Source organism: Kitasatospora sp. NPDC004669 (assembly GCF_040609455.1).
Taxonomy (GTDB): Bacteria; Actinomycetota; Actinomycetes; order Streptomycetales; family Streptomycetaceae; genus Kitasatospora.
On record NZ_JBEXKB010000005.1, the window covers coordinates 92,738 to 107,686 of the forward strand.

The window sequence follows — 14,949 nt, forward strand, 5'->3', positions numbered from 1 at the left end:
CGCCGCCGTTCAGCGCTTCACGGCCCGCAGTACCACGAACTTGGGGTTCCCGGCGACGAGTTGGCAGTTGCCGAAGAGCTTGCGCAGCTTGACGTGGTAACCGAGATGCCGGTTGCCGACCACCCAGAGCTCGCCGCCGGGCCGCAGCGCCCGCCGGGAGCCGCTGAACATCCGCCAGGCAGTGGCGTCCGTGGTGGCCTGGTGGGAGTGGAACGGCGGATTGTTGAGCACCAGGTCCACCGAGCCGGGGGCGAACACGTCCGAGGCGAGCGCGTCGGCGGTGAGGAACTCCGCCGGGGCGTCCGGGCCCAGGTTCGTACGGAAGGTCTCCTCGGCGGAGGCCACCGCCTGGTGGGACTCGTCCACGAACACCAGCTCCGCGCCCGGCCCGGCCAGCGCGGCGGCCGTACCGACCACGCCGTTGCCGCAGCCCAGGTCGACCACCCGGTCACCGGGGGCCGGGGTCGGCAGGTGGGCCAGGAAGAAGCGGGTGCCGATGTCGAGCCGCTCGGCACAGAAGGTGCCGGCGTGGTTGACCACCGTACGGCCGGAGGCCGGGCCGATGTCCGGCGGCAGCGCGTAGCGGTGCGGCCACGGGCTGGGACCGGGATTCAGCGCCGGGTCGGGGGTGCAGAAGATCAGCCGGGCCTTGCGGACCGCGAGCGAGGTGCGGGTCGGACCGAGGACCTTCTCGAAGAGCTGCAGGGTCGAGGTGTGGATCTCGGTGACCATGCCCGTACCGACCACGACCGTGCCCGGATGGATCGCCGGGGCGAGCCGGTGCAGCTGGTCCTCCAGCAGCGCCAGGCTCTTGGGGACGCGCACCAGCAGGACGTCGATCCGCTCCGGCGGGGTGTCCCGGGTGGTGAGCAGCCGGGCCTCGTCGACGACGGCGCCGGCCCGGGCGAGGTTCTCCCGGGTGGCCTGCCGGCCGAGGTGGGAGTCGGTGATCTGGACCGGCTCGTACGGCGCCAGCGCGGTGGTCAGCGCGCCCCAGCGGTCGCCGAGGACGGCGATCCGGCGGCCGGACAGCTCGGTCGGGGCGCCGGCGGCACTGTCCGCCTCACCGGCGAGGTGGCGCAGCAGGTACTCGTCGGCGGCGTCCCAGGCCCGCAGCCGCTCGCGCGGGTCCGCCGGGAAGCGGGTGAGGTCGAGGGTGCCCCACGGGGTGGCCAACGGGGCGGCCGGCGGGGCGGCCGGCGGGGTCGCGGCGGGCGTGGTCTGCGGATTCATCGTGCTCTCAGGCTATCGGACGGCCCGACGGGGAAAAGTACTGAACGAATCCGGCGGGACGGATACTGGAAGAGCCCGACCAAAAGGGGTGAGGGCGATGGACTGGAAGCTCGAAGTCGTGGTGGTCCCGGTGGCGGATGTGGACCGCGCGAAGCTCTTCTACGAGGAGCAGGCCGGCTTCACGGTCGACCACGACACCCGGCTGCGGGACGGAGTCCGGGTGGTCCAGCTGACTCCGCCGGGATCGTCCTGCTCGATCGTGGTGGGCACCGGGGTGATCGATTCGGCGCCCGGGTCGGTGAAGGGACTCCAACTGGTGGTGCCGGACATCGAGAAGGCGCACGCGGAACTCGCGGCACGCGGCGTGGCGGTCAGCCCGGTCCAGCACTTCGTGGCGAGGTCGCGGGTGGACGGGCATGGTGAGGACTGGAACAACTTCGTGTTCTTCAACGACCCGGACGGCAACGGCTGGGCCGTCCAGGAGGCGCCTTCGGCCGCTTAGGGCCCAGATGGGCCTTGGGTAGGCCTTGGGTAGGCTCGTGGGATGGCTGAACACGAGGGAAGCGTGCGGGTGGACGCCTGGATCTGGTCGGTCCGGCTGGCCAAGACCCGGTCGCTGGCGGCCGCCGCCTGCAAGGCCGGACACGTCCGGGTGAACGGCGAGCGGGCCAAGCCGGCCCAGCCCCTGAAGCCCGGGGACGAGGTGCGGGTCCGCGAGGAGGGGTACGAGCGGGTCGTCGTGGTGCGGAAGCTGATCCACAAGCGGGTCGGCGCCTCGGTCGCGGCGGAGTGCCTGATCGACAACAGCCCGCCGCGGCCGCCGCGGGAGTTCGTCGCGCCGGTCTTCGAGCGCGACCGCGGCGCCGGCCGCCCGACCAAGCGGGAGCGCCGCGAGCTGGACGGGCTGCGCGGACGGTAGTCGCCCTACGCCACCGTGTCGGTGAGCACCCGGGCCACGAAGGCGTCCAGGTTGAGCACCGTACGGGCGATCTGGTCCTCCAACGGCAGCGACTCGTCGGGCCGGGTGACCAGGGTGGACTTCTTCAGCCCGCGCACGTAGAGCGAGCAGGCCAGGTCGGCGCAGATGTAGGTGCCCACGGTGTTGCCCTCGCGCCCCGCCGCCCCGGCCCGACGGGCCGCGAGCAGCGCGACGCCCGACCCGGCGTGCGCAGTGATGCACAGCGAGCACACATTGGTCTTGGTCAGACTGCGGCGGACCATCGGCGAGCGCAGCGTCACCCCGATCGCCTCGCCGCCGTACGGCGCCACCAGGTACGCCCGGTCGGGCGCTCCCTGGTCCCGCCAGCCGAGGAAGTCCAGGCTCTCCCACGGAAGTTCGGCCAGCCCCCGGGGCACGTTGAGCCGACGGGCCTCGCCCTTGGAGCAGTTGACGAAGGACGCGCGGATCTCGGAGTCGCTCAGGGGTTCCATGTCGCGGAAGCTAACACCGCGCGCCACGCCCTGTCGCACCGTTTTCCCCCGGTACGCACGGAGCCGCCGACCACGGTGAGGGGTTGTCAGTGGCCCGCCACGGTCTTCGACGGCCGGTCCCGGCGCAGGAGGAAGGTGCCGGGACCGGGCTCTCGTGCGGGGTCAGTGCTTGAAGGCGACGCCCGCGTAGGCGGAGACGTCCTGCCAGCCCTCGGGGAGGTCGGTGGTGGGGACGTGGCCGGCGGTGGGGCGCCAGAGCGGGAGTTGGACGAGGCCGGGGCCGGCGAACTCGAAGTCGCCGAAGAAGGGTTCGACGTCGGCGCGCGGGCGCAGGACGAGCGGGGCGCTGGCGCTCCTGTAGATGCGGGTGCCCTCGGCGGCGCTCTCCCGGGAGGCGAAGTCGGGGCTGCCGTGGGAGAGGATCAGCGCGCTGCCGGGCGCGAGCGCGTCGCGCAGGGTGCGCACGATCCGCTGCGCGCCGTCCTCGTCGCGGATGAAGTGCAGGACGGCGACCAGCATCAGCGCGACCGGCTGGGAGAGGTCGACGGCGGCGGCCAGCGCGGGGTGGCGCAGGATGGCCTCCGGGTCGCGCAGGTCCGCCTCGATGACCGAGGTGTGCCCGGCCGGGTGCCCGGCCAGCAGGGCGCGGGCGTGGGTGGCGACGATCGGGTCGTTGTCCACGTACACCACCCGGGCGTCCGGGGCGACCCGCTGGGCGACCTCGTTGGTGGAGCCGACGGCCGGGATACCGGTGCCGATGTCGATGAACTGGCGGATCCCCCGACCCGCCGCGAACTCGACGGCCCGACCCAGGAACTGCCGGTTGGTGCGGGCCAGCAGCGGCAGCGCCGGGTAGGCGGCTATCGCGGCCTGGGCGGCCTTGCGGTCCGCCTCGAAGTTGTCCTTGCCACCCAGGTAGTAGTCGTACATCCGCGCGGTGTGCGGTATGCCGGTGTCGAGTTCGCTCGGCGGCTGCCAGTCCTCGGCTCTGGCCCACTCCCAGCCGGTGCCCTGGCCGACGGCCGCGGTGTCCTCGTGCATCATCTTCCGCCCCCAATGCGCAATGCCGGAATGAACCTACCGCCCCGTAACACGCGGTGCGCCGTGATCGTATCCAACGACACGCCGTGGAAACAGCGGGAGTTCAGGTTTACGCAACACCCGTAGAACGGAGTGTGTGCACGTCAAAGCGCGTGTGACCGCCCATGCCGGATCGCTCGGCGGGGCCGTGCTCTCTATGCTGGCTGCCGATGACTGCCGACCGCCGCACCGTACTGCGCACCGCCGCCCAGCTGGCCGCCCTGACCGCCGCCGGCGGAATCCTCACCGGCTGCGGCAGCGGTACGCCCCGCCGGGCCGACACCGGGACGCTCGCCGCCCACCCCGGAGCCGTCGACCCCCAGCACACCACCGACCCCGCCTGGAACGGCGGGGAGGGCCCGGAGTCCCCCGCGCCGACCACCCCGGCCGCACCGCAGCCCACCGGCGAGCCGACCCCGGCCGCCACCCAGACCTCCGCCCCGCCGACCCCGCCCGCGCTGACGCCGCTCGCGGCCGGCACGCCGTACGAGGTGGTGTACGGGCCGCGCACCGGCAAGAACGTGGCGCTCACCTTCCACGGCAGCGGCGACCCCAAGCTCGCCACCGCGCTGCTGGAGGCCGCCGAGCAGCGCGGCGCCAAGCTGACCGTGATGGTGGTCGGCAGCTGGCTGGACCAGCAGCCGCAGATGGCCCGGCGGATCCTGGACGGCGGGCACGAGCTGGGCAACCACACCCAGAACCACCTCAACATCTCCGCGATGACCCCGGACCAGGCCCGCGCCGAGATCGCCCAGTGCGCCGACCGGCTGCAGAAGCTGACCGGCTCGATCGGCCGATGGTTCCGCCCCTCCGCCGCGCAGTACGCCACCCAGATGGTGCGCGACCAGGCCAAGGCGGTCGGCTACGAGCACGTGCTGTCCTTCGACGTGGACCCGCGCGACTACAACGACCCGACCGCCGCCGAGTTGCAGCGCCGGGTGCTGAACACGGTGCGCGGCGGCTCGGTGGTGGCCCTGCACATGGGCCACCAGTGCACCATCGACGCGCTGCCGGCGATCCTGGACGGCCTGGCCAAGGCGGGGCTCAAGCCGGTCACCGCCAGCCAGCTCTGCGCGTAGCCGTTCGGTCGGACGGCCAGATCACTGGGTCGGTCAGGCCATCGGGTCGGTCAGGCCATCGGGTCGTCGTCCTTGTACGGGCGCAGCCGCAGCGTCCGGGCGTCCGTCCCGCGGATCTCCTCGGCCCGCTCGACCAGCTCCGCCAGGTCGTCCCGCCCGGCGTGAATGAACCGCCCGTGCAGCCCGTCGAAGCGGCCGCGGGCGGCGTCCACCATGACCGCGACCATGTACGGGATCGAGCCCCAGGCCTTCACATCCTTGAACATCGGCATCCCGGCGGTCATGTCGGTGACCACCGCGCCGGGGCTGATGTCCAGGACGACGATGTCGTGCCGGGCCAGCGAGTCGGCCATGTTGTCGGAGAGCTGGAGCAGCGCGCCCTTGGAGGTGGCGTACGCCGTGTAGTTGCCGTCCGGGCGCAGCGCGAAGCCGGAGTTGAGGTTGATCACCCGGCCGCTGCGCCGGGCCACCATGCCCGGCAGCACGCAGCGCAGCAGGTTGTAGGGGCCCCGCAGGTTGGTCTCGATCACCTGCCACCACTGGTTGGGGTCGGTCTCCCAGATCGGCACCTCGGCGCGGTCGACCTGCCCGGCGTTGTTGACCAGCAGGTCGATCGGGCCGAGGTCGCGCTCGACCAGCCGGACGGCCTCGCGCACCGAGCCGGAGCGGCATACGTCGGCGGTGACCGCGACGCCCCGGGACCCGTGTTTGAAGCACTCCTTGAGGGTCTCGGTCAGCGTGTCGTGGGTACGGCCGAGCAGGCCGACGGCCATGCCCTCGGCAGCCAGACCGATGGCGATCTCCCGGCCGATGCCCCGGCCGGCGCCGGTGATCAGGGCGACCTGTCCTGTGAGTGATCCCATCGGCACCGCGTGCTCCCTTCCCGTCCCCGGCCCCCGTCCGCAGCGTTTTGTCGGACCTGCGGCATTCTGTCGGCCGCCGGGCGGTGAGGACGCCGGGCACACGCGCGGGCGACGCGGCCTCACTCGTTCGGAGGACCGGTGAATGCTGGCACTCCGCCGGGGAGGGGGTGACCTACTGGCCGGTACGGAGTAGTAACGTCGTCGGGGCGGTGACCGGTGCACCCATTCCGGTCCACCGACCCGTTGACCAGCAGCTCGCTGGGCCACCAGTTCGCTGGGCGACCCCCAGCACCACCGAAGGGCAACTGAGTGAGTGACATCGCGCGCGTCGGAGTAGTGGGCTGCGGCCTGATGGGGTCGGGCATCGCGGAGGTCTTCGCCCGGGCCGGGCTGGACGTCCTGGTGTCGGAGGCCAGCGGTGAGGCGCTGGAGTTCGGCCGCACCCGGCTGACCAACTCCCTGGAGACGGCGGTCAAGCGCGGCAAGCTGACCGCCGAGCAGCGGGACGAGGCGCTGTCCCGGCTGTCCTTCACCGTCGACCTGGCCGACTTCGCCGACCGCGACCTGGTGGTCGAGGCGGTCGCCGAGCGCGAGGACGTCAAGGTCAAGATCTTCGAGACCCTGGACCGGGTGATCGAGCGCCGCGACGCGATCCTGGCCTCCAACACCTCCTCGATCCCGATCGTGAAGCTGGCCGCCGCCACCTCCCGCCCGGAGCAGGTCATCGGCCTGCACTTCTTCAACCCGGCACCGGTGCAGAAGCTGGTCGAGGTCATCCCGACCCTGACCACCTCGGCGACCACCACCGAGCGGGTCGAGGCCTTCGCCTCCCAGGTGCTCGACAAGGAGCCGATCCGCGCCCGCGACCGGGCCGGCTTCGTGGTCAACGCGCTGCTGGTGCCGTACCTGCTGTCCGCGGTGCGGATGTTCGAGTCGGGCGTGGCCACCGCCTCCGACATCGACAAGGGCATGGAGGCCGGCTGCGCCCATCCGATGGGCCCGCTGCGGCTGTGCGACCTGATCGGCCTGGACACCATCGTCTCGATCGCCGAGTCGATGTACGACGAGTACAAGGAGCCGCTGTACGCCGCTCCCCCGCTGCTGTCCCGGATGGTCGACGCGGGCCTGCTGGGCCGCAAGTCCGGCCGCGGCTTCTACGACTACACCGCGAGCGCCTGAGTCTCGACACGGAAGGGCGCGCCCGCACCGGAGGCTCCGGTGCGGGCGCGCCCTTTCACGTGCCTGACGGCCCCGGCTACTTGACCCCGGCCTCGGCACAGGCCTCCGCGTACGGCTGGGTGCAGATGTCGGACGCCTTGTAGAGCCCGCCGCCGACGACCGTGGCCTCCACCTTCGCCTTGGTCACCACGATCGGGGTGAGCAGTAGCGAGGGGATGTGCAGCGCGCCGCTGTCGGTGACCGAGGTCGCGGTGGTGCTGATGTCCAGGCCCTCCGCCAGCTGGACGGCGATGCTGCCCGCCGCGTCCGTCTCGGGCTTGTACGGCTTGTAGATGGTGTACGCCTGCTCGCCCGTGAGCACCCGGCGGATCGCGTCGATGGAGGCGTCCTGGCCGCCCACCGGCACGTTCTTGATGCCCGCGGACTTCAGGGCGTCGATGACGGCGGCGGCCATGCCGTCGTTCGCGGCGTAGACGCCCTGGATGCCGTTCTTCCCGAGGCTCTGGATGGCCTCGTTCATCTTCGCCGTGGCCACCTCCGGCTTCCACTCGCCGGACTGCTCGTACGCGATCTTGACCTTGCCGTCGAGTGCCAGGTGCGCGCCCGCCTTGAACTGCGCCGCGTTGGGGTCGGACTCGGCGCCGTTGATCATCACGACGTTGGCCGAGGAGGCCTTCGAGCCGAGCGCGTCGAGCAGGGACTGGCCCTGGAGCTCACCGGTGTGCTGGTTGTCGAAGGAGACGTACGCGGCGACGTTGCCCTGGGCCAGCCGGTCGTAGGCGACGACCTTCACGCCCTTGGCATTGGCGGCGTCGACCCACGGGGCGGTGAGCTTGGCGTCGACCGGGTCGAGCAGGATGACCTTCACGCCCTTGGCGACCATGTCGTCGAACTGCTTCTTCTGGGCGTTCGCGTCGCCGTTCGCGTTGGCGTAGCTCATCGTGCACTTCGTGCAGAGGCCGGTCACCGTCTGCTGGATCAGCGGCTTGTCGAACGCGTCGTAGCGGGTGGAGGACGCGCTCTCCGGCAGTAGCAGACCGATGCCCTCGTCGCCCCCACCGGCCGCCGGCTTCTGGGGCGCTGCGGTTTGACCGCAGGCCGCCAGGGTGAGTGCGAGCGACACGGCGGCCGTGCCGGTGGCCGCGAGACGCATGGGTCTGTTCATGATCGGTGGTGCCTCCTGTGCTGCGCCGCGGACCTGCGGCCGGGGACGGAGTCAAGCGCCACCGGGCGAATGCGTCAATAAGGGAGGGATCCTTCGTTATCCCTCTGCTCGATTCGTTACGGGATGAACAGGATTTTCACATCCTCTTTGGCTTTTCGCGGGGGGGGGTGATCGAAGACCGGCGCGGCGGGAGACCGAGGGAGAACGGCCTCCCGCCACCGCACCGGCCGGGACGTCAGCCGTTGACGGCGTAGCTGTCGCCGTAGACCTTCCACTTCAGCGGCGGGTCGAGGTCGAAGTTCCTGGCGTTCAGGAAGACCAGCTGCTCGGTGTCGACCCGGCTGGTGCCGGAGAGTGCTGCACCAGCTCCAGCATGTCCCCGGTGCCGGAACAGAAGCCGATGATGCCGGCGGTGTAGCCGCGGCCGTCGCCGATGTCCTCGATGTACTTGTACTGGGCCCTCCAGTCCAGCGACGAGTTCTCCGCGCTGGACACCAGCTGCATCGCGATGTCCTTCTTGTGCGCGTCGTCCAGGCCGACGCCCGCGAGTCGGACGGACGTCGCGGCGGCGGGCGCGGCCTGGACGGCCGCGGCGGCCGCGACCGTGAGGGGCGCGGCCACCAGGGCGGCGGCGAGGGCTACGCGGAGGGCACGACGGGGCTGAGGGCGCATGGGATGCTCCGCTTCCTCGTCAGTTAGGAAACCTTCCTAACGAGAAGCAAACGTCCTGACACCCCGACCCCGCAAGAGTTTTGACGGATTCACTTCAAATCGATGTGAACGGCGCGGATCAGACCGCCCGGCGCCGCACCCACCAGACCGCCGCCGCGCACAGCGCCACGGCGAGCAGGGTCGTCCAGCCGAACTCGATCCACTGGAACGGCCAGAACCGGTCCGCCGGTTGGTACACCTCGTGCATGGTGTAACCGCCGTCGCGCACCAGCGACTGCAGGTCGTCGTAGCTGCGGCCCAGGTTATAGAAGTCGCCCTCGGAGATCCGGTTCCCGGCCGGGTCCGAGTACCAGACGCTCAACACCCAGCGGTCGTCCACCGCCAGGGATGTCATGGCGTGCACCGGCTCCTCCAGCGGAGTCATGTAGTGCGAGCGCACGGCCTCGGAGAGGAACGGCAAGGCGACCGAGGCCGCCAGACCAAGGCCCACCGCGAGCACGGTGCGGCGCAGCACCGCGCCGGCCAGCGCCGCGCCCCCGAAGGCCACCAGCACCCGGCCGATCAGCACCGGCGACGTCTGCACGAAGAGGTCCGGGTGGAACTGTCCGCCCATGAGCTCCAGCGGCGCGCTCCACCAGCGCAGCACCAGCCCGAACAGCGCTGCCACCACGGCCAGCACCGCGCCGCCCAGCACCAGGCCGCCCGCCGTCCAGCGCGTCCGCCCTGCCCCCTGGGTCCAGGCGAAGCGCACCGTGCCGTGCTCGAACTCCCGCGCCAGCAGCGGGCCGCCGAGGAACGCGCCGAACACGCCGCCGAGGACGTAGGACACGCTGCCGAGCATCGGCATGCTGTCGGCGTACTGGTGCAGGTACCGCTTGAACTTGGCCGCGCAGGCGGCGCTGGCCGGATCGCAGGAGCCCGCGCCCGTCCGGTCCAGGCCGTTGTGCATGTACCAGCCGTGCAGCAGCAGGGCGAGCGAGACCGCGCCCATCACCGTGAGCAGGGTCAGCAGCGCCGGCCGGTGGCGCAGCCCGGCGGCCCGCAGCACGGCGGAACGCGGCGGGGCGAGGGTGGTGGAGCTCACGGCAGCAGTACCTTCTCGTTCGTACGGACGGCCCCGCGCGGGCCGGGCAGGGCGGAGGCGGTCGGCTCGCGCAGGTAGGCGAGCACCAACTCCTCCAGGCCGATGCGCTGTTGGCGCCACTCGCCGGACACGGGGGCGTCCACGCCGCCGGTGCGGACCAGCAGGTGGGACTGGGTGCCGGCCCTGCGGTCGCGGACCACCGGCAGGCGCTCGGCGACCGCCTCCGCCTCGGCGGTCGGGCCGGTGAGCATCCGGTGGCCGCCCAGCAGGTCGTCCACCTCCCCGGTCACCTGGACCCGGCCGCCGGCCAGCACCACCAGGTAGTCGCAGCTCTGCTCCAGCTCGTTGACGGCGTGCGAGGAGAACATCACCGAGAGGCCGTCCTCGGCCACCGCGGTCAGCAGCACGGACATGAAGTCGTGCCGGGCGAGCGGGTCGAGCGCGGCCAACGGCTCGTCCAGGAGCAGGAGTTCGGGCCGCTTGGCGAGGGCCAGGGCGAGCGAGACCTGGGCCTGCTGGCCGCCGGAGAGCCGGCCGTACTTGCGCTCCAGCGGGATGCCGAGGCCCTCCAGGTGGGTGCGCGCCCGGGCGTCGTCCCAACGGCGGTTGAGGTGACGGCCCATCGCGAGCAGGTCGCGCACGGGCAGCCCCGGGTAGAGCGCGGCGTTCTGGGCGACGAAGCCGATCCGGTCCAAGGCCCGCGGCGAGCCGGGCAGTTGGTCACCGAGGACGGTCATCGCGCCCTCGCTGGGCAGGGTCAGGCCGGCGGCCAGACTGAGCAGCGTGGTCTTGCCGGCGCCGTTCGGGCCGACCAGCGCCACCACATGCCCGGCGGGGACGGCGAGATGACAGTCCCGCAGTGCCCAGGAGCGACGGTAGCGCTTGCCGATCCCGCCGCAGTCGATCACTGTGTCCGTCGCCATCACGCCACCACCCCGTCGCGCCCCTCACGCAGGTCGCGCAGCGCGTCCTCGAACACCGCGACCATCCCCCCTTCATCCAGCCCGGCAGTCCGCGCCGAGCGCATCCAGTCCAGCAACCCCCGCCGCAGCGCGGCCCGTTCCCGTAGTGGCACCACCCCGGCGGGCAGCCCGCGCACGAAGGTCCCCTGGCCGCGCCGACCGACCGCCAGGCCGCGGTGCTCCAGTTCCCGGTAGGCCTTGAGCACGGTGTTGGGGTTGATCGCCAGCCCGGCGACCACCTCGCGCACCCGGGGCAACCGGTCCCCCTCGGCCAACCACCCCATCCGCAACGCCTGTTCGACCTGCTGCACGAGCTGCAGGTAGGTCGGGACACCGGAGGCCGGGTCCAGGCGGAACTCGATCGGGGAGGGCCGGTCGGCACCTTTATCTAGTTCCATAGTTAATGAGTTAAGTGGGGATGATGACGGGCCGTCAACCCAAGAAAAGGCAAAGGGCCCCGCCCGGACCACGGTGGTCCGGGCGGGGCCCTTCAGGCCCTACGGCGCGTCCGCGCTCAGGCGCCGCGCAGGACGGCGCCGGTGCGGGTGACGGCCTCGGCGACCGCGGCCTCACGGGCGGCGGTGGCCTCGTCGGCGGTCAGGGTACGGTCGGTGGCACGGAAGCGCAGCGCGTACGCCAGCGACTTCTTGCCCTCACCCACCTGCTCACCGGTGAACACGTCGAACAGCCGGATGGCCTCCAGCAGTTCGCCCGCGCCCGCGCGCAGCGCGGCCTCGACCTCGGCGGCCGGGACGGCGGTGTCGACGATCAGCGCGACGTCCTGGGTGGCCACCGGGAAACCGGAGACCGCCGGGCCGTTGACCTTCTCCGGGCCGTCCGCCGTCAGCAGGTCGATGTCGAGCTCCATGGCCGCGGACCGGGCCGGCAGCCCGAGCGCCTTGACCACGCGCGGGTGCAGCTCACCCGCGTGACCGACCACCCGGTCGGTGCCGGCGACGACCAGGGCGGCGCAGCGGCCCGGGTGCCAGGGCGCGTGCTGGTCCTGGCGGACGGTCAGCTCGACGCCGGCCGCACGGGCCACCGTACGGGCCGCCTCGATCGCGTCCGCCCAGGAGGCCTGGGCGCCCGTGCCCCACCAGCCGGAGGGCAGCCGCTCGCCCGCGAGGGCGACGGCGACCCGGCGCGGCTGGTCCGGCAGCGCGGCGTCCAGCGCGGCCAGCTCCGCGTCGCTCGGCCGGTGGTCGACGGCCGGGCGCGGGGCCACGGTCAGCTCGTCCTTGGGCCGGAACACGGTGCCGGTCTCGAAGATCGCCAGGTCGGTGTTGCCCCGGCCGATGTTGCGGCGCAGCGAGCCGAGCAGGCCCGGCAGCAGCGTGGTGCGCAGCGACGGTTCCTCGTCGTTGAGCGGGTTGACCAGCTTGACCGTACGGCGGCGGCGGTCGTCCGGCTCCAGGCCGAGCGCATCGAAGGCGGCCTCGCCGAGGAACGGGTAGTTGTTGACCTCGACGTAGCCGGCCCCGGCCAGCACCACGCCGATCCGGCGGTGGATGCGCTGGGCCTCGGTCAGGCCCTTGCCCGGCGGCACGTTGGGCATCCGGGCGGGGACGTTGTCGTAGCCCTCCAGCCGGATGACCTCCTCGGCGAGGTCGTACGGGTCGGTGAGGTCGGGCCGCCAGGTCGGCGGGGTGACCTCCAGGACGTCGGCGCCCGCGACCGAGCAGCCGATCTCCTGCAGGCGCCGGGTGACGGTCTCGCGGCCGTACTCGGTGCCGGCCACCCGGTCGGGCAGGTCGGCGGCGATGGTGATGGTGCGCACCGGGTGCGGGGCCGCGATGTCGGTGACCCCGGCCTCCGCGGTGCCGCCGGCGATCAGCACCAGCAGGTCGACGGCGCGCTGCGCGGCGGCGCGGGCGGCCTCCGGGTCGACGCCGCGCTCGAAGCGCTTGGACGCCTCGGAGGGCAGCTTGTGCCGCTTGGCGGTGCGGGCGATCGACACCGGGTCGAAGTGCGCCGCCTCGATGATCACCTCGGTGGTGCCCGGGCCGGCGGCCGGGTCGAGGATCTCGGTGGAGGCGCCGCCCATGACCCCGGCCAGGCCGATCGGGCCGCTGTTGTCGCAGATCAGCAGGTCCTCGGCGACGAGCTTGCGCTCGACACCGTCGAGGGTGGTGAGGGTCTCGCCCTGCTCCGCCCGGCGGACCGTGATCGGGCCGTCGACGCGCTGCTTGTCGTAGGCGTGCAGCGGCTGGCCGACCTCCAGCATCACGTAGTTGGTGATGTCGACGGTCAGCGAGATCGGGCGGATGCCCGCCTTCTGCAGGCGGCGCTGCAGCCAGATCGGGGACTTGGCGTTCGGGTCGACGCCGACGACCGTACGGGCCACGAAGCGGTCGCAGCCGGCCGGGTCGTTGACCTTGACCAGGTAGCCGAAGGAGTTGGCCGGCGGCACGTCGAGCAGCGCCGGGTCGGCCAGCGGCAGCCCGTACGCGGCGGCGGCCTCGCGGGCCACGCCGCGCATGGACAGGCAGTAGCCGCGGTCCGGGGTGACGGCGATGTCGAGCACCTCGTCGACCAGCTGGAGCAGCTCGACGGCGTCGGTGCCGGGCTCGTACTCGGGCGGGAGCACGATGATGCCGTTGTGGTCGTCGCCCATGCCCAGCTCACGGGCGGAGCAGATCATGCCGGCCGAGGTGTGGCCGTAGGTCTTGCGGGCCGCGATCGGGAACGGGCCGGGCAGGACGGCGCCCGGGAGCACGACCACGACCTTGTCGCCGACGGCGAAGTTGGTCGCGCCGCAGACGATCTCCTGCGGCTCGCCGGTGCCGTTGGCGTCGCCGACGTTGACGAAGCAGTGCCGGATCGGCTTCTTGAAGCCGGACAGCTCCTCGATGGAGAGCACCTCGCCGACCACCAGCGGGCCCTTGAGGTCGGCGCCGAGCTGCTCGACGGTCTCGACCTCCAGGCCGGCCCGGACCAGGCGCTCGGCCACGTCACGGCCGGTCTCGCCGGCCGGCAGATCGACGTACTCGCGCAGCCAGGAAAGCGGGACGCGCATCAGATCTCCATCCCGAACGGGAGGGTGAAGCGCACGTCACCCTCGACCATGTCGCGCATGTCGGCGACGTTGTGACGATTCATCAGGATCCGCTCCAGGCCCAGGCCGAAGGCGAACCCGCTGTAGCGGTTCGGGTCCACGCCGCAGGCGACCAGCACCCGGGGGTTGACCACGCCGCAACCGCCGAGCTCGATCCAGCCCTCGGAGGAGCAGGTGCGGCACGGGCGGTCCGGGTTGCCGACGCTCTCACCACGGCACACGAAGCACTGCAGGTCGATCTCGGCGCTCGGCTCGGTGAACGGGAAGTACGAGGGGCGCCAGCGCAGTTCCAGGCCGCCGCCGATCAGCTTCTCGACCAGCACCTCGATGGTGCCCTTGAGGTCGGCGAAGGTGATGCCCTCGTCGACGGCGAGGCCCTCGACCTGGCGGAACACCGGGGTGTGGGTGGCGTCCAGCTCGTCCGTCCGGTAGACCCGGCCGGGGCAGACCACGTAGACGGGGGGCTCGCGGTCGAGCATGGTGCGGGCCTGGACCGGGGAGGTCTGGGTGCGCAGCACCACGCCGGAGTCGGCGGAGCCGTCCGGGGCCTGGACGAAGAAGGTGTCCTGCATCGAGCGGGCCGGGTGGTCCGGGCCCAGGTTGAGGGCGTCGAAGTTGAGCCACTCGGCCTCGACCTCGGGGCCCTCGGCGACCTGGTAGCCCATCGCGACGAAGGTGTCCTCGATGCGCTCGGCCAGCGTGGTCAGCGGGTGCCGGGCGCCGCGCGGGGCGCGGTCGTACGGCAGCGTGACGTCCACCGCCTCCTCGACCAGCACGCGGGCGTCACGCTCCGCCTCCAGCTCGGCCTGCCGCTTGGCGAGCGCCTGGTTGACCGCGCCGCGGGCCTGGCCGATCAGCTTGCCGGCGGCGGCCTTGGCGTGCGGCGGAAGGGCGCCGATCTCGCGGTTGGCGAGCGAGAGCGCGGAGCGGTCGCCGGTGTGGGCGACCTTGGCCTGCTTCAGCTCGTCCAGGGTGCCGGCGGCGACGAATGCGGCGATCGCCTCGTCCCGCGCCTGCTCCACCACCTCGGGCTTGAGGGCCTCGACCTCGACCGGGTCGTACGACTTGTTGGGTGCCGACATCTCTATCTTTCCCGTGCTCCTGCTCGTCCGTGCTCAGGTAAGGGTGGCTCGCCTTTGCGCTACG

At 72.1% G+C, this 14,949-nt stretch carries 14 protein-coding genes and 1 pseudogene; 4 read left to right on the forward strand and 11 right to left on the reverse strand.

Going from position 1 to position 14,949, the window contains the following annotated elements; genetic code table 11:
* Window positions 1-9: 9 nt before the first annotated feature.
* Complete coding sequence (locus tag ABZW30_RS06400; RefSeq protein WP_355669875.1) at window positions 10-1,233, reverse strand: methyltransferase; 1,224 nt, start codon at window positions 1,231-1,233, stop codon at window positions 10-12.
* 97 nt (window positions 1,234-1,330) lie between these two features.
* On the opposite strand from ABZW30_RS06400, the gene ABZW30_RS06405 reads away from it, so the two are divergent.
* Entirely contained in the window at window positions 1,331-1,735 is a 405-nt protein-coding gene (locus ABZW30_RS06405) for a VOC family protein (protein ID WP_355669876.1), read from the forward strand.
* Between the two features lie 42 nt (window positions 1,736-1,777).
* Window positions 1,778-2,152, forward strand: coding sequence for an RNA-binding S4 domain-containing protein (locus ABZW30_RS06410; protein WP_355669877.1), 375 nt, complete (start codon window positions 1,778-1,780; stop codon window positions 2,150-2,152).
* Between the two features lie 5 nt (window positions 2,153-2,157).
* Here the strand turns inward: ABZW30_RS06410 and ABZW30_RS06415 are convergent, their stop codons facing one another.
* Entirely contained in the window at window positions 2,158-2,664 is a 507-nt protein-coding gene (locus tag ABZW30_RS06415) for an FBP domain-containing protein (protein WP_355669878.1), read from the reverse strand.
* A 162-nt stretch (window positions 2,665-2,826) separates the two neighbouring features.
* Window positions 2,827-3,708, reverse strand: a complete 882-nt coding sequence (locus ABZW30_RS06420; protein ID WP_355669879.1) for an SAM-dependent methyltransferase — start codon at window positions 3,706-3,708, stop codon at window positions 2,827-2,829.
* A 206-nt stretch (window positions 3,709-3,914) separates the two neighbouring features.
* Here ABZW30_RS06420 and ABZW30_RS06425 point away from each other — a divergent pair, with 206 nt between their 5' ends.
* The gene (locus ABZW30_RS06425; RefSeq protein WP_355669880.1) at window positions 3,915-4,823 is read left to right on the forward strand and encodes a polysaccharide deacetylase family protein; all 909 of its coding nucleotides are present in this window, start codon (window positions 3,915-3,917) and stop codon (window positions 4,821-4,823) included.
* Window positions 4,824-4,873: 50 nt separating this feature from the next.
* On the opposite strand, the gene ABZW30_RS06430 is transcribed toward ABZW30_RS06425, so the two are convergent.
* Window positions 4,874-5,686, reverse strand: a complete 813-nt coding sequence (locus ABZW30_RS06430) for an SDR family oxidoreductase (protein WP_355669881.1) — start codon at window positions 5,684-5,686, stop codon at window positions 4,874-4,876.
* A 309-nt stretch (window positions 5,687-5,995) separates the two neighbouring features.
* On the opposite strand from ABZW30_RS06430, the gene ABZW30_RS06435 reads away from it, so the two are divergent.
* On the forward strand, window positions 5,996-6,865 hold the full coding sequence (locus ABZW30_RS06435; protein WP_355669882.1) for a 3-hydroxybutyryl-CoA dehydrogenase: 870 nt from the start codon (window positions 5,996-5,998) through the stop codon (window positions 6,863-6,865).
* Window positions 6,866-6,941: 76 nt separating this feature from the next.
* Here ABZW30_RS06435 and ABZW30_RS06440 read toward each other — a convergent pair whose 3' ends face one another.
* The 7 genes and pseudogenes from ABZW30_RS06440 to pheS all read right to left on the reverse strand — a co-directional run bounded on the left by ABZW30_RS06440 (window position 6,942) and on the right by pheS (window position 14,885).
* On the reverse strand, window positions 6,942-8,030 hold the full coding sequence (locus tag ABZW30_RS06440) for a substrate-binding domain-containing protein (protein ID WP_355669883.1): 1,089 nt from the start codon (window positions 8,028-8,030) through the stop codon (window positions 6,942-6,944).
* Between the two features lie 357 nt (window positions 8,031-8,387).
* A pseudogene (locus tag ABZW30_RS06445) lies at window positions 8,388-8,702 on the reverse strand (chitosanase); the annotation flags it as partial.
* A gap of 118 nt (window positions 8,703-8,820) precedes the next feature.
* On the reverse strand, window positions 8,821-9,786 hold the full coding sequence (locus tag ABZW30_RS06450; protein ID WP_355669884.1) for a hypothetical protein: 966 nt from the start codon (window positions 9,784-9,786) through the stop codon (window positions 8,821-8,823).
* Window positions 9,783-10,709 carry an ABC transporter ATP-binding protein gene (locus tag ABZW30_RS06455; protein ID WP_355669885.1) on the reverse strand — a complete coding sequence of 309 codons (927 nt, stop codon included), beginning with the start codon at window positions 10,707-10,709 and terminating at the stop codon, window positions 9,783-9,785. Before ABZW30_RS06455 ends, ABZW30_RS06450 begins: the two co-directional genes overlap by 4 nt.
* On the reverse strand, window positions 10,709-11,146 hold the full coding sequence (locus ABZW30_RS06460) for a GntR family transcriptional regulator (RefSeq protein ID WP_355669886.1): 438 nt from the start codon (window positions 11,144-11,146) through the stop codon (window positions 10,709-10,711). Before ABZW30_RS06460 ends, ABZW30_RS06455 begins: the two co-directional genes overlap by 1 nt.
* A 116-nt stretch (window positions 11,147-11,262) precedes the next feature.
* Window positions 11,263-13,764: a phenylalanine--tRNA ligase subunit beta gene (gene pheT, locus ABZW30_RS06465; protein ID WP_355669887.1), complete on the reverse strand. Its 2,502-nt coding sequence runs from the start codon at window positions 13,762-13,764 to the stop codon at window positions 11,263-11,265.
* Window positions 13,764-14,885 carry a phenylalanine--tRNA ligase subunit alpha gene (pheS, locus tag ABZW30_RS06470; protein ID WP_355669888.1) on the reverse strand — a complete coding sequence of 374 codons (1,122 nt, stop codon included), beginning with the start codon at window positions 14,883-14,885 and terminating at the stop codon, window positions 13,764-13,766. The genes pheT and pheS overlap by 1 nt, the downstream gene beginning before the upstream one ends.
* Between the last annotated feature and the right edge of the window lie 64 nt (window positions 14,886-14,949).